Annotated in this window: 17 protein-coding genes and 1 tRNA gene; 8 read left to right on the plus strand and 10 right to left on the minus strand. The window is 35.7% G+C overall.

Annotation, left to right across the window (positions count from 1 at the left end):
* The first annotated feature begins 13 nt into the window (after nucleotides 1–13).
* The 5 genes from frr (at nucleotide 14) to I600_RS08325 (ending at nucleotide 6,718) form a co-directional block, all read left to right on the plus strand.
* Nucleotides 14–568 carry a ribosome recycling factor gene (frr, locus tag I600_RS08305; protein ID WP_058103971.1) on the plus strand — a complete coding sequence of 185 codons (555 nt, stop codon included), beginning with the start codon at nucleotides 14–16 and terminating at the stop codon, nucleotides 566–568.
* 130 nt (nucleotides 569–698) lie between these two features.
* On the plus strand, nucleotides 699–3,086 hold the full coding sequence (locus I600_RS08310; RefSeq protein ID WP_058103972.1) for an efflux RND transporter permease subunit: 2,388 nt from the start codon (nucleotides 699–701) through the stop codon (nucleotides 3,084–3,086).
* 97 nt (nucleotides 3,087–3,183) lie between these two features.
* Nucleotides 3,184–4,617 (plus strand): asparagine--tRNA ligase, encoded by a 1,434-nt coding sequence (asnS, locus tag I600_RS08315; protein WP_058103973.1) that lies wholly within the window; start codon nucleotides 3,184–3,186, stop codon nucleotides 4,615–4,617.
* 38 nt (nucleotides 4,618–4,655) lie between these two features.
* Complete coding sequence (gene rpoN, locus I600_RS08320; RefSeq protein ID WP_058103974.1) at nucleotides 4,656–6,113, plus strand: RNA polymerase factor sigma-54; 1,458 nt, start codon at nucleotides 4,656–4,658, stop codon at nucleotides 6,111–6,113.
* Complete coding sequence (locus I600_RS08325) at nucleotides 6,113–6,718, plus strand: hypothetical protein (protein ID WP_058103975.1); 606 nt, start codon at nucleotides 6,113–6,115, stop codon at nucleotides 6,716–6,718. Before rpoN ends, I600_RS08325 begins: the two co-directional genes overlap by 1 nt.
* On the opposite strand, the gene I600_RS08330 is transcribed toward I600_RS08325, so the two are convergent.
* The 8 genes from I600_RS08330 to I600_RS08365 all read right to left on the minus strand — a co-directional run bounded on the left by I600_RS08330 (nucleotide 6,713) and on the right by I600_RS08365 (nucleotide 11,848).
* Nucleotides 6,713–7,381 (minus strand): porin family protein, encoded by a 669-nt coding sequence (locus I600_RS08330; RefSeq protein WP_058103976.1) that lies wholly within the window; start codon nucleotides 7,379–7,381, stop codon nucleotides 6,713–6,715. The genes I600_RS08325 and I600_RS08330 overlap by 6 nt on opposite strands.
* A 77-nt stretch (nucleotides 7,382–7,458) precedes the next feature.
* A complete protein-coding gene (locus I600_RS08335; protein ID WP_058103977.1) occupies nucleotides 7,459–7,941 on the minus strand; it encodes an ExbD/TolR family protein in 483 nt (160 codons plus the stop codon).
* A 23-nt stretch (nucleotides 7,942–7,964) separates the two neighbouring features.
* Nucleotides 7,965–8,570 (minus strand): ExbD/TolR family protein, encoded by a 606-nt coding sequence (locus I600_RS08340; RefSeq protein WP_058103978.1) that lies wholly within the window; start codon nucleotides 8,568–8,570, stop codon nucleotides 7,965–7,967.
* 13 nt (nucleotides 8,571–8,583) lie between these two features.
* On the minus strand, nucleotides 8,584–9,015 hold the full coding sequence (locus tag I600_RS08345) for a hypothetical protein (protein ID WP_058103979.1): 432 nt from the start codon (nucleotides 9,013–9,015) through the stop codon (nucleotides 8,584–8,586).
* 25 nt (nucleotides 9,016–9,040) lie between these two features.
* On the minus strand, nucleotides 9,041–9,790 hold the full coding sequence (locus I600_RS08350) for a MotA/TolQ/ExbB proton channel family protein (protein ID WP_058103980.1): 750 nt from the start codon (nucleotides 9,788–9,790) through the stop codon (nucleotides 9,041–9,043).
* Nucleotides 9,791–9,867: 77 nt separating this feature from the next.
* Nucleotides 9,868–9,955, minus strand: a tRNA-Ser gene (locus I600_RS08355).
* A gap of 71 nt (nucleotides 9,956–10,026) precedes the next feature.
* Nucleotides 10,027–11,052 carry an asparaginase gene (locus tag I600_RS08360; protein WP_058103981.1) on the minus strand — a complete coding sequence of 342 codons (1,026 nt, stop codon included), beginning with the start codon at nucleotides 11,050–11,052 and terminating at the stop codon, nucleotides 10,027–10,029.
* Nucleotides 11,053–11,080: 28 nt separating this feature from the next.
* On the minus strand, nucleotides 11,081–11,848 hold the full coding sequence (locus tag I600_RS08365) for a TatD family hydrolase (protein WP_058103982.1): 768 nt from the start codon (nucleotides 11,846–11,848) through the stop codon (nucleotides 11,081–11,083).
* 37 nt (nucleotides 11,849–11,885) lie between these two features.
* Between I600_RS08365 and I600_RS08370 the strand changes: the two genes are divergently transcribed.
* The gene (locus tag I600_RS08370) at nucleotides 11,886–12,335 is read left to right on the plus strand and encodes a retropepsin-like aspartic protease (RefSeq protein ID WP_058103983.1); all 450 of its coding nucleotides are present in this window, start codon (nucleotides 11,886–11,888) and stop codon (nucleotides 12,333–12,335) included.
* Nucleotides 12,336–12,375: 40 nt separating this feature from the next.
* On the opposite strand, the gene odhB is transcribed toward I600_RS08370, so the two are convergent.
* Together odhB and I600_RS08380 are read right to left on the minus strand one after the other, a co-directional pair.
* Complete coding sequence (odhB, locus tag I600_RS08375) at nucleotides 12,376–13,596, minus strand: 2-oxoglutarate dehydrogenase complex dihydrolipoyllysine-residue succinyltransferase (protein ID WP_058103984.1); 1,221 nt, start codon at nucleotides 13,594–13,596, stop codon at nucleotides 12,376–12,378.
* 25 nt (nucleotides 13,597–13,621) lie between these two features.
* Nucleotides 13,622–16,417, minus strand: a complete 2,796-nt coding sequence (locus I600_RS08380) for a 2-oxoglutarate dehydrogenase E1 component (RefSeq protein ID WP_058103985.1) — start codon at nucleotides 16,415–16,417, stop codon at nucleotides 13,622–13,624.
* A 117-nt stretch (nucleotides 16,418–16,534) separates the two neighbouring features.
* Between I600_RS08380 and I600_RS08385 the strand changes: the two genes are divergently transcribed.
* Together I600_RS08385 and I600_RS08390 are read left to right on the plus strand one after the other, a co-directional pair.
* Nucleotides 16,535–17,050: a hypothetical protein gene (locus tag I600_RS08385; RefSeq protein WP_058104326.1), complete on the plus strand. Its 516-nt coding sequence runs from the start codon at nucleotides 16,535–16,537 to the stop codon at nucleotides 17,048–17,050.
* A 30-nt stretch (nucleotides 17,051–17,080) separates the two neighbouring features.
* A complete protein-coding gene (locus I600_RS08390) occupies nucleotides 17,081–18,184 on the plus strand; it encodes an acyltransferase family protein (protein ID WP_058103986.1) in 1,104 nt (367 codons plus the stop codon).
* Nucleotides 18,185–18,192 lie beyond the last annotated feature (8 nt).

An 18,192-nucleotide genomic window follows, 5' to 3' on the forward strand; every position in this document is an offset into this window, starting at 1 on the left:
ATACACTTATTATATGAACGAGGAAATACAATTTGTTTTAGACGCTACAAAAGAAGGTATGGAAGCTGCCATAGCGCATTTAGAACGTGAATTTTTAAAAATTAGAGCAGGTAAAGCCAGTCCTACCATGTTATCTTCTGTATTGGTAGATTATTATGGATCACAAACTCCACTAGCTCAAGTAGCCAATATCAACACGCCAGATGGTAGAACAATTTCTGTTCAACCATGGGAGAAAGGTATGCTTCAAGAAATTGAAAAAGCCATAATGAATGCCAATTTAGGCTTTAATCCTATGAATAATGGCGACATGATCATCATCAACGTACCGCCTTTAACAGAGGAGCGTAGAATACAGTTGACCAAGCAGGCTAAAGCTGAAGCAGAACATGCAAAAGTAGGAGTTAGAAGTGCAAGACAAGATGCAAACAAAGAAATAAAGGATTTGGATATTTCTGAAGACCTTCAAAAAAACGCAACCGCAGATGTACAGGATCTAACGGATGCATTCACTAAAAAGATTGATGATTTCTTGAGCAAAAAAGAGGCTGAAATCATGAAAGTTTAAAGTTTATCCAAAATATAGGATCACAAAGCTACCTGAATAGGGTAGCTTTTTTTATTTGTATAAAATTTAAACTTTTCAATCTAGGAACAATTGTAGCTAATAGTTACCTTTGCCACCTGCAAAAACAGTTATGGTAGCGAAACTTACGAAAGGATTTTGGCCTAAAACGGCAAACATAATTCTACGCAACAGAATCCTAATTTTACTATTGATTACCGGTTTTACCATTTTCATGGGCTGGCAATGGCAATACATGCGATTTTCTAGCTCACAAACCAACCTTTTACCAGATGATCACCCGGTTAACATACAATACCAGGATTTTTTAAGCAAATTTGGCGAAGAAGGTAATGCTGTTGTTTTTGCCATACTGGATAGCGCTTTGTTTGAACCTACTAATTTCAACCGTTGGAATAGACTCAGCAAACAACTTGCCGCTTTTCCAGAAGTTGAATTCGTTATATCAACCGACAACTTAAAAGAGTTGGTTAAAAATAACGACAAGCAAGAATTTGAAATGTTACCGTTAATCAACGGTGAATTAAAGACCAAAAAAGAAATAGACAGTATAACAGATCATCTTTTTAATGATCTACCTTTCTATGAAAATCTACTTTTTAACAAGGAGAGCAAGACAATACGTACCATTGTCAATTTAGATAAGGATATAGTTAACACCACTGTTAGAAAAGATTTTATTCTACAGGACATCAACACCTTGGTTCGTAATTTTGAAAAGGAAACCAATCTCGATGTTCATATTTCCGGTATGCCCTATGTGAGAACCATGAACTCACAAAATATCATAGATGAAATAGGAAAGTTTATTTTGGCAGCGCTAGGCGTTACCTCCTTAATTTTCTTCTTTTTCTTTAGAAGCGTTAGAGCCACTTTCATTTCAATGTGTGTAGTTATCATTGGGGTAATGTGGGCTTTTGGTTTTCTAGGACTTTTACAATATGAAATTACGGTACTTACCGCCCTTATACCGCCACTAATTATTGTAATAGGTATACCAAACTGTATATTCTTGATCAACAAGTATCAGCAAGAGGTTAAAAAACATGGTAACCAAGCACTTTCGTTGCAACGTGTAATCTCCAAAATAGGAAATGCTACGTTAATGACCAACATTACCACTGCTTCTGGTTTTGCCACTTTTATCATAACCGATAGTACTCTTTTAAAAGAGTTTGGTATTGTAGCTTCTATCAACATCATTGGAATTTTCATTTTATCGCTTTTGATTATTCCTATAGTGTACAGTTTTATGCCATTACCAAAAACAAAGCATTTAAAACACTTGAACAAAAAATGGATAGATGCATTTGTTAATTGGATGGAACGCATCGTAAGACATAGAAGAATTACGGTTTATATAGTTTCTATATCACTATTGGTCTTAAGCATAATTGGTATTTACCAAATAAGAATCTCTGGCAGTCCTATAGAAGACATGCCTAAAAATGCAGAATTCTTTCATGATATAAGATTCTTTGAGAAAGAGTTTAAAGGAATAATGCCTGTTGAAATCGTAGTGGATACCAAAACTCCAAAAGGTGTTTTAAAGCCCGCTACACTTAAGCGTATGAATCAACTTGGAGAAGTAATCGATGAAATACCAGAACTTTCGTCTCCCGTTTCAGTAGTAAATTTGGTAAAATATTCCAAACAGGCCTTTTACAACGGCATACCAAAATACTATCAATTACCTACAAGTCAAGAAAACACTTTTATAATGGACGTTGCCCGTAAATCATCTGACAACGGAAATCTATTGGAGTCATTTGTGGATAGTACGGGACAAACCGCTAGAATAACTACATTCATGCGCGATGTAAACACAAGCCGTATGGAAGAAATAGAGCAACGTTTACTTGAGAATATCACTAAAATTTTTCCGGTAGAGCGTTATAATGTTTATATGACCGGTAGCGCACTTTTATTCCTAAAAGGAACTAAATATTTGGTAAAAAACCTGATCATGTCGCTTGCTCTTGCCATTGCGTTGATTGCTTTATTTATGGCTTACTTATTCCGTTCTTTCAGAATGATCGTTATATCACTGATCCCTAATCTTTTACCTCTAGTAATTACGGCGGGTATTATGGGATTTGTAGGCGTACCTATTAAGCCGTCTACAATTTTGGTATTTAGTATTGCATTTGGTATTTCTGTAGATGATACCATTCACTTTCTAGCCAAATACAGGCAAGAACTTACAGCGAATAAATGGCGTATTGAAAAATCGGTTTACAATGCACTACGAGAAACAGGTGTTAGTATGTTTTACACATCAATTGTATTATTTTTCGGTTTTTCAGTATTTGTAATTTCCAATTTTGGGGGTACTGTAGCCTTGGGTTCATTAGTATCGGCTACCTTATTACTTGCAATGTTGGCTAATTTAATTTTACTACCCTCGTTATTGTTATCGCTGGAAAAGAGTATAGCTAACAAACAGACACTTAAAAAACCACAAATAGATATCTTGCCTCAAGAAGAAAACAACAATTGATCAATTTTCATTTTAAGGCAAAGTTTATATAACGGTATAGTCTCTTTATTTTTTAACAAAATCCTATCTTTGGAACTTTAATTTTCAATTCAACATCATGCGTTTAGTCACAATAAAAGAACTACTTTCAAGTAAAAACCTATTACAGGAAATAACCGTTAAGGGGTGGGTACGAACATTTAGAAGCAACAGATTTATTGCTTTGAACGATGGTTCAACTTTAGGTACAATTCAATGTGTAGTTGATTTTGAAAATTTTGATGAAGAATTATTGAAGAAAGTGAATACTGGTGCCGCCCTAAAAATATCAGGTACATTGGTAGAAAGCCAAGGTAGAGGGCAGTCTGTTGAAATCCAAGTTAACCAATTAGAAGTACTTGGTATAGCTGATCCAGACGAATACCCAATTCAGCCCAAAAAACATTCACTGGAATTTTTAAGGGAGAAAGCTCACTTAAGAATTAGAACCAATACCTTTTCTGCCATAATGCGCGTAAGGTCAACCTTATCTTTTGCCATTCATAATTACTTTAGGGAAAACGGATTTAATTATTTTCATGCACCTATAATTACAGGATCAGATGCGGAAGGTGCCGGGGAAATGTTTCGTGTAACTACCTTAGATGATAAAAACCCACCGCTTACAGAAGAAGGTGATGTAAACTATAAAGAAGATTTTTTCGGAAAAGAAACCAATTTGACCGTATCTGGGCAATTAGAGGCAGAAGCATATGCTATGGCCCTAGGTAAAGTTTACACTTTTGGTCCCACTTTTAGGGCAGAAAACTCAAACACCTCAAGACACTTAGCCGAATTTTGGATGATTGAACCAGAAATGGCGTTCTTTGATCTTGATGCAAATATGGATCTTGCCGAAGACTTCATCAAAAATGTAATTTCTTACACTTTAACCCATTGTCAAGAAGACCTTGAGTTTTTAGAGAAAAGATTGTTGGACGAAGAAAAGAGCAAACCACAAGCCCAACGTAGTGATATGGCCTTGATCGAGAAATTAAAGTTTGTTGTAGACAATAATTTTAAAAGGGTTAGCTATACCGAAGCAATTGAAATTCTTAAAAATTGTAAACCGAACAAAAAGAAGCAATTTACCTATCCAATTGAAGAATGGGGTACAGATTTACAGAGTGAGCACGAGCGTTACTTGGTAGAAAAACACTTTAAGTGTCCGGTAATTCTTTTTGATTACCCTGCCAAGATAAAAGCGTTTTATATGCGTTTAAATGAAGACGGCAAAACCGTTAGGGCAATGGATATATTATTCCCAGGTATTGGTGAAATCGTAGGAGGGTCTCAGCGTGAAGAACGTTTAGAGGTGCTTAAGGAAAAAATAAAAGATTTAGGTATTGACGAAAAAGAGCTTTGGTGGTATTTAGATTTAAGAAAATTTGGAACGGCCGAACATAGTGGATTTGGTCTTGGATTTGAAAGATTGGTACTTTTTGCTACAGGCATGGGCAACATTAGAGACGTAATACCGTTTCCTAGAACACCACAGAATGCCGAATTTTAAGCAGATTTGGTTACTTTTACAAGTACTAGAAGAAAGTAATGCTAAAACAACATCTACAATTTAAATTATCCCAAAAATTATCTCCTCAACAGATTCAGTTGATGAAGTTAATTCAGCTGCCTACACAGGCGTTTGAACAACGACTTAAACAAGAATTAGAGGAGAACCCGGCACTAGAGACCGGCAAGGAAGATTTGGATAACGTTGTTGATGATTATGATGATGTTTATGATGACAATGCCGATAGCGAAACCATCAACACTGAGGACATCAATATAGATGATTACTTAAGTGACGATGAAATCCCGGATTACAGAACCAAGGCTAATAATTACAGTTCTGATGATGAAGAAAAAAGTGTACCCTACGCAGCCGGAATATCCTTCAATCAGCATTTAATAAATCAATTGAATACTGTTTACCTTTCTGATGAAGAATGGAACATCGCAGAGTTTTTAGTAGGTAGTGTAGATGAAAGCGGTTATATAAGAAGACCTATTTCCGATATCATGGACGATTTGGCTTTTACCCAAAATGTTTATACTGACGAAGAAACCATTACCAGAATATTATCTATTGTACAAGAGTTAGACCCACCAGGTGTAGGTGCACGTACTTTAGAGGAGTGTTTAATAATACAGTTAGAGCGAAAAGATGTCACTCCAAGTATTGAACTTGCAACAGAGATCTTAAAAAAGTCTTTTGAACACTTCACAAAGAAACACTATCAAAAATTAATTCAAAAACACAATATTACCGAAAAGGAATTGAAAGATGCCATCGGTGAAATAGAAAAATTAAACCCTAAACCAGGTGGATCTTATTCCGGAAATAATAGAATAGTTGAACATGTAGTTCCGGATTTTGCAATAAGAATAACCGAGGGAGAACTAGAGCTAACCCTTAATGGTAGAAATGCTCCAGAATTACATGTGTCTAGAGAATACAGCAATATGCTAAAAGGCTATAAGGAAGCCAAGGACAAATCTAAATCTCAAAAGGACACGGTTATGTTCATAAAGCAGAAATTAGATGCCGCAAAATGGTTTATAGACGCTATAAGACAACGACAACAAACCCTATTCATCACTATGAACGCCATCATGCAGTATCAAAAAGAATACTTCCTGACTGGCGATGAGCGCAATTTAAGACCGATGATCCTTAAGGATATCGCAGATGAAATAGGAATGGATGTTTCTACGGTTTCTAGGGTTGCCAATAGTAAATATGTAGATACTCCTTACGGTACCAAACTAATTAAAGAGTACTTCTCAGAATCTATGAAAAACGAACAAGGAGAAGATGTTTCTACACGGGAAATCAAGAAAATTTTGGAAACGGTTATTCAAAATGAAACCAAAAAGAAACCGCTAACCGATGATAAATTAGCGGCTATTTTAAAAGAAAAAGGTTATCCCATAGCTAGAAGAACTGTTGCCAAGTATAGAGAGCAATTGAATATTCCTGTTGCACGCATGAGAAAAGAAATCTAATGAAGGTTTTTTCACAAGTTATCTCATACTTACTTCATCCCCTATTCATACCCATTGGTGGCACTGTAGCATATTTTCTCATTACACCCAAGTATACACCAATAGAAATAAAAAGTGCCAGTATACTGCCTATATTTATTCTTACTGTAATAATTCCAGTAGTAACTTATCTGATATTAAAAAATTTAGGTTTAGTAAACTCTATAGAGTTAAGTTCTATTAAAGAGCGCAAATATCCACTTTACATTCATGCTAGCATCTTACTTTTAATCTTATATAAAGTGATACCCAATAATTATGTAAGCGAGCTATATTTCTATTTCACCGGCTTATTAGGAGCAACGATAGCATGTATATTATTACTGTTTTTTAACTTTAAAACAAGCTTGCACACCGTTGGTATAAGCGGTCTCTTAATGTACCTTTTGAATTTGAGCATTCACTTTGAAATCAATTTAATATTGGCAATAAGCTTCTTTATATTACTAACAGGTGCAATTATAACAGCGCGTCTTTATTTAAAAGCCCATACAGGTATTGAAGTCATAATGGGTCTACTAATTGGCTTATTATCCCAGTTACTTACCGTACGCTTTTGGCTATAGAATATAGAAGATCAAACCAATACGTAAAGGTCTATACTGCAACACCTCTCCATTAACAGATGCATTGCCATTAAACAGTTCGGTAAGCGCATAATACGCATGTAAATTAAAGGTATTGTACCCAAAACTTAAGGTAAGTCCATACTGAAATTTGGTAAGATCGGTATTCTTAAAACCCTCACTTATATCACCAAGATCATACTTTGATCTAGCACCTAAAATATAAGCGGCCTTGATACCACCATAAATACGCCAGAATTTGTATTCATCTGCGGTGGAATTTCGCCATCTAAATTCCAATGGGAATTCCAAAAGGTGTGTTTCTAACTTACTTCTAGTTATATCATCATTGATACTATAACTAATATCATCGTTTAAAACATCTGCAACCAAGTTTGAATAATAACTGTTTAACGCCAAACCAGCTCCTATCCCTATAGCCTTAGTTCCAGCTTTATTTAAAGGAATATCTTTGATAATACCACCTTGCAGACCATATGATAAATTACGTTGATTAGACCCCTCCGGATGGTTTAAAATGAAATTATACGAAAGACCAACATAGAATTGATCCTCAAAATATCGGGGGTTATCCAATGTATCTAAAACCTCTTGGGCATTAGATTGTATTACCACCAAGAATAAAACAATACAGAAACGCATAAAGTAAAGTTAATGAAATAAAAAACGCTTCAAATAAATTTGAAGCGTTTTAAAATAAGTAATATTCTACTAACTAACTATTGTAGATTATTGAAAGCATCACCTTCATAGGTAGTATAATTTACCTTTAAAGCATTAACCTTTCTTAACTCTTGTTTAATATCGGATATTAATCCCATACTTGCGTTCTTATCGACTTTAAGTGCCGTGGTCAAAACGTTTTGAAGTTCTTGTGGCTTTTTAGCCCTTTCCATCAAAATGTAATCACCAACTTCAGATGGACTAGATAATTTATCGTTTAATTGAATCTTTGGCTCACTACCAAATAATTTCTCATATTCTTTAGTTGGCTTACCAACATAAATATAAATTACACGATCCTTCTTTTCAAGCTTCTTTACTTCACTAGCGTTAGGAAGTACATTTTCTACTTTCAAAGAACTATCCTTCATCACGGTTACCGTCATAAAGAAAAACAAAAGCATAAATACAATGTCAGGAAGGGAAGCTGTTGATACCGCAGGTACCTCTCCATCTTTTTTCTTTGCAAATTTTGACATAGTGTTACTTTTATTTTAATTAATTAATCACTTGAAGTTTCGGCCTCAGACAATTTCTGTGGAAACAAATCTTGAATCTTCTTTACCTTTTCCTTCAACTCTTCCTTTACATCGTCATCAGTTTCAGGGTTAAGATATTCAGCTTCCATATCAACGAAGTTCTTCTTATATAAACGCTGTGCCTCTCTATTTCTTAGATCGTTGTAAGCTCCTACAAGTTCGTTCTGCACAGTTATGTAAGTACTATACTTTGTTTCACGATCGTTCTTTAAAGAGATAATCGCTTTAGAAGGATTATCTGAAGATTCAGCATTTTTTCTTCCTTGACAATAAGAACATGTACCATCACCACCATTATCTAAAAAAGCCATGGCTTTTGATCTTAGGTCTTTAAGCTCGATCAACTCGTCATCAGCCAATAATTGACCGTTCTTGTTGATATTTACTTGAAAGATGTTCTTTTGTTTAATTACTACATCCGTATCGGGCGGTTCAATTGGTGGAAGCATACGATCCAATCCTGCATCCGTTTCAATAGTAGTTGTTACCAAGAAAAAGATAAGTAAAAGGAAAGCTATATCCGCCATGGAACCGGCACTTACTTCTGGTGCTCCTGCTCTTCTAGCCATAGTTTTCTATTTTTTATTTACTAAACATATTTTTAACAGCTGGTATAACCAAAGAAAGTACAGCGATAATAGTTAGAATAAAGAATACATTCAATCCCATTCCAATCTTTTTAATCGTACTCTCATCTTCCATTGCCAAGAATTCAGGATCAACATCCGTTCCACTTGCCAAGACATAAGAAACACCAACTACCAATAAAAAACCTCCTACTACAAACAATGTCTTTTTAAGACCCTGTGGGTTAGAAAATAAGTTTTTTAAAGTAAACACTAAACTAACCACAACAGCAATACCTAACAAAAGGTAAGTAATGATAAACATAGTGTTCATAGCTCCACTTTGAGCAGCTTCAGCTGCCGGCATATCTGCACTTGGTAACAAGTACCAAAGCACTGCACTTAATACACCTATAGCAATTAATGCTATTTTAATAATTTTTTGCATAATTTTTAGGTATTAAAAGTGAAACTTATTTTTTGTGATCTACCAACATATCGATCAATGTAATAGAAGAATCTTCCATATCATTAACGATGCTATCAATTTTAGCGATAATATAGTTGTAGAAAATTTGAAGTATAATAGCCGTAATAAGACCGAATACCGTTGTTAATAATGCAACCTGAATATCACCTGCAATAAGAGATGCACTTAAGTTACCAACAGCAGCAATCTTTTGGAAGGCCTGGATCATACCAATTACCGTACCCATGAAACCAAGCATTGGTGCAATTGCAATAAATAAAGACAACCAAGAAACGTTTTTCTCCAATTGACCCATTTGAACACCACCATAAGCAACAACAGCTTTTTCAGCAGACTCAATGCTCTCACCAGCTCTGTCCAAACCTTGGTAGTAAATAGAAGCAACAGGTCCTTTTGTATTTCTACAAACCTCTTTTGCAGCCTCAACACCACCTGACGCCAATGCATCTTCAACTTGTTGTTTCAACTTGGCAGAATTTGTACTTGCCATGTTCAAATAAATAATTCTTTCAATAGCAACTGCCAAACCAAGGATCAAACATAAAAGAACGATACCCATGAAACCGGCACCACCTGTAATAAACATTTCTTTTAAAACCTGAGTAAATCCTTTTTCCGCTTCAGGAGCTCCTTCTTGAACTAGCAACGCTACTGCTGCTACTTTTGCACTTACAATATTTGTACCTGCTACAAATGCCCCAGCGACTGCTAGGCTTGGGAATAATTTTTTCATTTTTTCAAACTTAAATTAGTTAGTTAATAGGGTTAAAGATAAAAAAAAAACAATATAAAAAAAGTAAAACTTACTTGCAGAGAGGAAGGGATTCGAACCCTCGATACCCTTTTGGGGTATACACACTTTCCAGGCGTGCGCCTTCGACCACTCGGCCACCTCTCTAAGTTACCTTTTTTAAGGGTGGGCAAATAACAAAAAAAATATTAGTTATCGAAATTAAACTACTGTTAAATTTACAGCATTTCTCCACGCAAAGAGGTTTCGAAAACGGTTTTAAACAGGTCATGGGAAACACCACTACCCAATAGATACATAGCCTTGGTTATAGCAGCTTCAGTCGTAATATCCTTACCATTAACTACTTGCATTTTCTTTAATCTTGAACTTGTTTCATAATGCCCCATCATAACCGCACCACCAGAACACTGGGTGACATTAATTATATGAATTCCTTTATTTATTGCATTATTTAATTTCTTTAAAAACCATTCTTCCATTGGAGCATTTCCCGACCCATAAGTTTCCAAAATCAGCGCTTTTAAATTTTTGGCGTTTAAAATTGCGTCGATAATATTTTCATTAATTCCCGGAAAAATTTTTAAAATAGCCACATTGTCATCCATATTTTTATGTGATTTTAACGGCAATTTTCGTTTTTGGGGCAGTAAATATTCTTTAAAAACCGATAAATGCACTCCCGATTCTATTAAATGAGGGTAGTTCAAAGAAGCAAATGCTTGAAAATGTTCCGCATTTATTTTAGTAGTTCTATTTCCTCTATACAATTTATACTCAAAATACAACCCTACTTCTTGTATTACAGGTTTTCCTTTTTCATACAAAGCTGCAATTTGAATAGCAGTAATAAGATTTTCTTTAGCATCTGTCCTTAAGTCACCAATGGGCAATTGAGATCCTGTTAAAATTACCGGCTTTGAAAGGTTTTCCAACAAAAAACTTAAAGCAGACGCCGTATAACTCATAGTATCACTACCATGTAACACTACAAAACCATCATATTCATGGTATTTATCAGCGATAATATCTGAAATAGCGATCCAATGACCAGGGTTCATATTGGATGAATCTATAGGATAATCAAACGAAAAGCTTGATATAGTACAATCTAACTGATTAAGTTCTGGTATATTTTTTAGCAATTGCGAGAAATCAAAAGCCTTTAACGCCCCAGATGAATAATCTTTCATCATTCCGATCGTACCACCTGTATAAATCAATAAAATGCTTCTTTTATCCATATTACAACTACCTATTATTCATTCAACTTTAAATACCGAACACTTCTCTAGAATTGTTAGTGGTTACTAACGCAATTTCTTCATTAGGAACCCCATAAACATCAGCCATTTTTTCCAGTACATTGATGATGTACGCACTTTCATTTCTTTTCCCTCTATATGGAGTTGGCGCCAGATAGGGTGAATCTGTTTCCAGAACAATATGCTTTAATTCTATCTCCTTTAAAAATGTATCTATTTTACCATTCTTAAATGTGACCACACCACCTATACCCAATTTCATATTATACGAAATAGCTTTTTTCGCCTGTTCAAGCGTACCGGTAAAACAATGAAAAATACCTCTTAGTCCATTACCCTTTTCCCCCTCCAATACTTCAAATACCTCATCAAAAGCATCACGACAATGTATGACAATAGGCAAATTCTTTCTTTTAGCCAGTTGTATCTGCTTTTTAAAAGCAATTTTCTGCTCTTTTATATACTTCTTTTCCCAATATAAATCGATACCAATTTCACCCACTGCATAATAGGTATGTTTTTCAAGCATTTCCTCTACATGTAAGAGCTCTTGCTCAAAATTCTCATTTACATGTGTAGGATGCAATCCCGACATCAAAAACATGCGTCCTGGAAAATCCTTTTCAAGTGCCAACATGCTTTCCGTATAGGAAGAATCTATAGCGGGAATAAAAAACCTTTCCACTCCCAAATCAATTGCTTTCTCAATCGCTTCTTTTCTATCTTCATCAAAAGCCTCACTATATAAATGCGTATGCGTATCTGTTATAATCATGCGGCAAAAATAGGCTTATCTTTGAAAAAAATGAATTATGAGTACCCTCAAAAAATTTTTGAAGGATAAAGATTACGTACGCATTCCCTTAGAGTTAACCGCAACCGATCATTTTGAAATCTATGCTGAAATAAATTCGGTGCCAGGCAGATTTATATTGGACACAGGCGCATCGAATACCTGTATTGGTATGGATAAAATTGAGCATTTTAAATTAATTTCTGAAGAGTCTGTTATAAAAGCTGCCGGTGCCGGTGCCACGAATATGGAAACCTTAGTCTCTAAGAGCAACACCATCAATTTAAATTCATGGGAATTTCATAATCTTGAAATTGTGCTTTTCGATTTAAAACATGTAAACGAAGCCCTTACCGCACATAATGCAGAGCCGGTAGACGGAATTATAGGTGCCGATATTCTTAAAAAATCCAAAGCAATTATCGACTACGGTAAAAAATGCATCTATTTAAAAAAGAAAAAGCGTTGAGGTAACTCAACGCTTTTAACTTTATTCTAGTTTTAGAAAATTACATTTCCAAAGCTTTCTTAACGTTATTGTCCATCAATATTTCTTCCGGATTTTCTATTGCTTCTTTGATTGCCACCAAGAACCCTACAGATTCTTTACCATCAATAATACGGTGATCATATGACAATGCAACATACATAATTGGTGCAATAGCAATAGCCCCGTCACGTGCAATTGGTCTTTCAACTATATTATGCATACCCAATATAGCACTTTGCGGTGGATTGATAATAGGGGTAGACAACATAGAACCAAATACACCACCATTAGTAATAGTAAATGTACCACCAGTCATCTCATCAACGGTAATTTCACCTTCACGAGCTCTAATAGCCAATCTTTTCACTTCTGCCTCTACCCCTCTGAAGGTTAAGTTTTCAGCGTTACGAATAACAGGTACCATTAAACCTTTAGGACCCGATACCGCAATACTGATATCACAGAAATCATAAGAAATCATTTCCTTACCATCAATCATAGAATTTACGGCAGGGTACATTTCCAAGGCTCTCACTACAGCCTTTGTAAAAAATGACATGAAACCTAAACCAACCCCATGTTTGCTTTTGAAATCTTCTTTATACTTATTTCTTAGCTCAAAAATTGCAGACATATCCACTTCATTGAAAGTGGTCAACATTGCTGTTTCATTTTTTGCAGAAACCAATCTTTCGGCAACTTTTCTACGCAACATTGATAGTTTAGACCTAGATTCTCCACGACTACCACCTGTAGGCGACCCCATTGAAGGCACTGCATTTACAGCATCTTCCTTGGTAATTCTGCCATCTCTACCTGAACCGGAAACTGCACTACTATCCACACCTTTTTCATCTAAGATTTTCTTAGCTGCAGGTGATGGTACACCAGAAGCATAAGTTTCTTTAGCTTGAGCTGGCTGCGGAGCTTTTTCTGTTTTAGGCTCCTCTTTTTTCTCTTCTTTTGGTGCGCTTGCGGTTTTGGCTGCACCATCTGGCTTGGCCGCACCCGTATCAATTAAGCAAACAATGGCACCTACTGCAACAGCATCACCTTCCTCTGCTTTTAAAGTAATTGTACCACTTGCTTCAGCAGGCAATTCTAAAGTAGCTTTATCTGAATCTACTTCTGCAATCGCTTGATCTTTTTCTACATAATCACCATCCTCTACCAACCATTCTGCAATTTCCACCTCTGTGATAGACTCTCCCGGCGATGGGACCTTCATTTCTAGAATCATTCTTTCTATAATTTGATATGTTATTTTATTTTTTTGGCTTGGACATATTATCCTTCGTTTTATCAAAAACGTAATCTATAACTTGTTGATGACGTGCTTTTGAACGCACAGAACTACCTGCTGCCGGAGCTGCATAAAAACGCCTTGAAGCAACCCTAAAAGTTCTAGCTTCGTCAAAATGCATTAATAAATGACTCCATGCACCCATATTTCTAGGTTCTTCTTGAGCCCAAACAATATCATCTGCATTCTTATATTTTGCAATGGCTTCCTTCATTTTCTTTTCCGGAATAGGGAACAATTGTTCTACCCTTACCAGTGCCACATCATCTCTACTATTCTCTTCTTTAACAGCTAAAAGATCATAATAGAACTTACCTGTACAGAATACCAATGATTTTACTTTTTTAGCATCTGTAGTCTCATCATCTATGACCTCTTGGAAACCACCACCTGTTAAATCCGCTATTTTAGACACTGCTTTTGGATGTCTCAACAAACTTTTAGGCGTAAAAATGATCAATGGCTTTCTAAAATTAGCCTTCATTTGTCTACGCAAAATATGGAACATTTGCGCTGGTGTAGTTACATCTGCTATGTACATATTATCTTTTGCACACAATTGCAAGTAACGTTCCATTCTAGCGGAAGAGTGTTCTGCACCTTGACCTTCATAACCATGTGGTAAGAGCATTACCAAACCATTTTGAAGTTTCCACTTATCTTCTGCGGCAGAAATATATTGGTCTATCATAATTTGGGCCCCATTACTGAAATCCCCAAACTGAGCTTCCCATATTGTCAATGTTTTAGGGCTAGCCATGGCATAACCATAATCAAAACCTACAACACCGTATTCCGATAAAAGTGAATTATAAATCTGAAATTTTGCTTGCTTATCAGAAAGCTGGTTCAACAAGATTATTTCTTCCTCGCTCTCTTCAACCTTCATTACGGCATGACGGTGAGAGAAAGTACCACGTTCTACATCCTGTCCGGACATACGCACAGCATAACCTTCCTCTAAAAGAGAACCATATGCCAATAATTCACCCATGGCCCAGTCCAAATTATCCGCTTCAAAATACATATTGTAGCGATCCTTGACTAGTTTTTCTACTTTACGTAAAAACTTTTTACCTTTTGGCAAAGCAGTTATCACCTTGGCAATTTTATCTAATTTGGTCTTGGTGAACTTGGTATTCACCGGGTCCATCATTTCCCATTCACGAACATTTTCAAAACCTTTCCATTCATCTGCCATGAACGGGGTTATTACAGTTTTATCTTCCTTACGTGAATCTTCAAGTTTTTCCTCTAATGAATCTTTATACTGTTTTTCCAATTCAGAAACATAGGTATCGTCAATAACACCTTCTTGAATTAGTCTTTCAGCATAAATATCCCTTGGGTTCTTATGCTTGGAAATAGCTTTGTATAGTTTTGGCTGGGTAAATCTTGGCTCATCACCTTCATTATGCCCATACTTTCTATACCCTAACAAATCTATAAATACATCGCTCTCAAATTGCATCCTATATTCCAATGCAAAAAGTGATGCGTGTACCACAGCCTCAGCATCATCAGCATTAACATGCAATACTGGACTCAAAGTAACTTTGGCTACATCTGTACAATAGGTAGATGTTCTAGCATCTAGATAGTTAGTGGTAAATCCAATTTGATTGTTTACTACAATATGTATAGTACCTCCGGTTTTGTAACCATCAAGACCGGCCATTTGCACAACTTCATATACCAAACCTTGACCTGCTATGGCGGCGTCACCATGTACTACAATAGGAAGCACTTTTGAAATATCATCTTGATAGTCCGCATCTTGCTTTGCCCTTGCAATACCTTCAACCACTGCACCTACAGTCTCTAAGTGAGAAGGGTTTGGTGCAATGCTCATGTTAATTTTATTTCCGTTATCAGATTTTCTATCTGAAGTCCAACCTAGGTGATACTTAACATCGCCATCAAAAATCTCTTGCTCATAATCCTTACCATCGAATTCACTAAAAATATCTTTAGCGGATTTTCCGAAAATATTGGTGAGAACATTTAATCTTCCACGGTGTGCCATACCCATAACAAACTGCTTTACGCCCATTTCTGCGGCACGCTCAACAATTACGTCTAAGGCAGGTATCAATGATTCATTCCCTTCTAAGGAGAATCTTTTCTGACCTACATATTTTGTATGCAAAAAAGTCTCGAAAGAAATGGCATGATTCAACTTTTTAAGAATATGCTTTTTTCTATCCGGCTCAAAATCAGGATGGTTGTCATTGACATTAATCCAGTCTTGAATCCATTTTACACGCTCTGGCTTTCGAATATACATATACTCAACACCAATAGCATCGCAATAGATACTTTGTAAATGTCTAACAATTTCTTTGAGGGCACTTGGACCTATACCAATTATATCACCTGCATTAAAAACGGTTTCAAGATCAGACGATGAAAGTCCGAAATTTTCTATTTCCAATGAAGGTTCATAATGTCTTCGCTCACGAACCGGGTTTGTTTTCGTAAATAAGTGACCTCTGCTTCTATAACCGTCAATAAGTCTGATTACCTGAAACTCTTTTTGCAAGGATTCTGGCATTTCACTCTTATTACCGTTTACTACAACAGTAGTTCTGTTCTCATCAATTTCAAGTTCATCTAATGAACTTTCCATCCCAAAGTCGAATCCTTGAAAAAAGGCTCTCCAACTTGGTTCTACACTATCCGGATTTACTAAATACTTATCGTATAACTCTGAAAAAAAAGAGGTATGAGCGGTATTCAAAAAGGAATATTTATCCATGAATTACTTTCTGTATCTTTAGAATAAATTTCTAACAAAAATACAACATTTACAATATCTAACGATAGAATGCCAAGTATTATTGAAAAAAATGAAACTTTAAAACAAAATCGCCCTATGAGCTTAAAAAAAATGATATTCATTGGTTTTATCACATTAAATATCACCTTTTCACTGGCCCAAACCACTAGGAACAATTCTGATTTCTGGAATAACGTAAGATTTGGTGGAAGTATTGGATTAGGATTTACAAATAACGGATTCAATGGGTCTATTTCCCCAAGTGCCATTTATCAATTTAATGAGCAATTTGCTTCTGGTGCCAGTTTAAGTTTCAACTATGCCAAATTTGATGAAGACAAATTTCTAGCATACGGCGGGAGTGTTCTTACTCTCTTTAACCCTATTCCCCAACTTCAAATGTCCGCAGAATTTGAACAGCTTAGGATCAACAGAACAATTGCGACCTCAACTATAGATATTGAAGATAACTACTGGCTACCTGCATTTTTCATAGGTGCGGGTTACAGCACCCGAAACGTTACTATGGGATTGCGATATGATTTACTGTACGACGACAACAAAAGCATATACGGAAATGCACTAATGCCATTTGTACGCGTGTACTTCTAAAAATTACTACCTTACCAATACCAAACCAACATGAATACATTGAAAAACAGGTATCTTTCATTAGATGTCTTTAGAGGCATGGATGTCGCTTTAATGATCATTGTGAATTCCCCCGGAAATGGCGATACCAGTTTTGGCATTTTAAAACATGCGGTCTGGAACGGATTTACGTTAACGGATCTAGTATTTCCTACTTTCTTATTCGTAGTAGGAAACGCTATGAGCTTTAGCATGAAAAAATACCAAAATGTGGCAAGTTCTGAATTCTTAAAAAAGGTTTTTAAACGTTTTGCCATTATTTTCCTATTAGGGTTTTTAATGTATTGGTTCCCATTTTTTGAAAATGGGAGTTTAAAACCAATTGCAGAAACCAGAATTTTTGGTGTACTGCAGCGTATTGCCCTCTGTTACCTATTTGCATCGATCTTATTACATTATTTCAAGACTAAATCTGTTTTGATCTTTAGCGCCATTGCTCTTATTGGTTATCATATTATCCTAATGGTATTCGGAGATTTATCATTAACCGGGAATGCCGTATTAAAACTTGACAAATACATTATTGGAGCAGACCATATGTACCACGGAAATGGCGGTGTTGCTTTTGACCCAGAAGGATTATTAAGCACATTGCCTGCCATTGTAAATGTTATAGCCGGATTCTTTACTGGTAAATTCATTCAAAAGAACGGTCAGAATTTTGAGACCATTGCCAAATTGATTATGGTTAGCGGACTTCTCATAATAGCAGGATTTGCATGGGACCTCACATTCCCTTTCAATAAAAAACTATGGTCCAGTTCTTTTGTTTTGCTAACCATTGGAATAGATATTTTTATAATCTCCATTCTTATTTACTTATTAGATATGTCCAAACCTGGAAAATGGACTTATTTCTTTGAAGTATTTGGCAGAAATACACTGTTTATCTACCTATTATCTGAACTTTTTATCATCAGTTTGGCAGAAATATCAATGAAGGGCACAACCGCCTACAACTGGATTGCAGATAACATCTTTATACATATAGCAGGTGACTACTTTGGCTCGTTATTCTTTGCTTTATGGATAATGTTCACTTGTTGGTTAGTAGGTTATATCATGGATAAAAAAGGCATTTATATAAAGGTGTAATCTTGATA

It is taken from the genome of Maribacter dokdonensis DSW-8 (assembly GCF_001447995.1).
In the GTDB taxonomy this organism is placed as follows: Bacteria; Bacteroidota; Bacteroidia; order Flavobacteriales; family Flavobacteriaceae; genus Maribacter; species Maribacter dokdonensis.

Coding starts and splice junctions, on each gene's coding strand:
- I600_RS08330 (WP_058103976.1), bottom strand. CDS start 7,381: ATGCGTTTCTGTATTGTTTTATTCTTGGTGGTAATACAATCTAATGCC.
- I600_RS08390 (WP_058103986.1), top strand. CDS start 17,081: ATGAATACATTGAAAAACAGGTATCTTTCATTAGATGTCTTTAGAGGC.
- I600_RS08325 (WP_058103975.1), top strand. CDS start 6,113: ATGAAGGTTTTTTCACAAGTTATCTCATACTTACTTCATCCCCTATTC.
- I600_RS08345 (WP_058103979.1), bottom strand. CDS start 9,015: ATGCAAAAAATTATTAAAATAGCATTAATTGCTATAGGTGTATTAAGT.
- I600_RS08335 (WP_058103977.1), bottom strand. CDS start 7,941: ATGTCAAAATTTGCAAAGAAAAAAGATGGAGAGGTACCTGCGGTATCA.
- I600_RS08370 (WP_058103983.1), top strand. CDS start 11,886: ATGAGTACCCTCAAAAAATTTTTGAAGGATAAAGATTACGTACGCATT.
- I600_RS08310 (WP_058103972.1), top strand. CDS start 699: ATGGTAGCGAAACTTACGAAAGGATTTTGGCCTAAAACGGCAAACATA.
- I600_RS08350 (WP_058103980.1), bottom strand. CDS start 9,790: ATGAAAAAATTATTCCCAAGCCTAGCAGTCGCTGGGGCATTTGTAGCA.
- rpoN (WP_058103974.1), top strand. CDS start 4,656: ATGCTAAAACAACATCTACAATTTAAATTATCCCAAAAATTATCTCCT.
- odhB (WP_058103984.1), bottom strand. CDS start 13,596: ATGATTCTAGAAATGAAGGTCCCATCGCCGGGAGAGTCTATCACAGAG.
- I600_RS08340 (WP_058103978.1), bottom strand. CDS start 8,570: ATGGCTAGAAGAGCAGGAGCACCAGAAGTAAGTGCCGGTTCCATGGCG.
- I600_RS08365 (WP_058103982.1), bottom strand. CDS start 11,848: ATGATTATAACAGATACGCATACGCATTTATATAGTGAGGCTTTTGAT.
- I600_RS08385 (WP_058104326.1), top strand. CDS start 16,535: ATGAGCTTAAAAAAAATGATATTCATTGGTTTTATCACATTAAATATC.
- I600_RS08380 (WP_058103985.1), bottom strand. CDS start 16,417: ATGGATAAATATTCCTTTTTGAATACCGCTCATACCTCTTTTTTTTCA.
- frr (WP_058103971.1), top strand. CDS start 14: ATGAACGAGGAAATACAATTTGTTTTAGACGCTACAAAAGAAGGTATG.
- I600_RS08360 (WP_058103981.1), bottom strand. CDS start 11,052: ATGGATAAAAGAAGCATTTTATTGATTTATACAGGTGGTACGATCGGA.
- asnS (WP_058103973.1), top strand. CDS start 3,184: ATGCGTTTAGTCACAATAAAAGAACTACTTTCAAGTAAAAACCTATTA.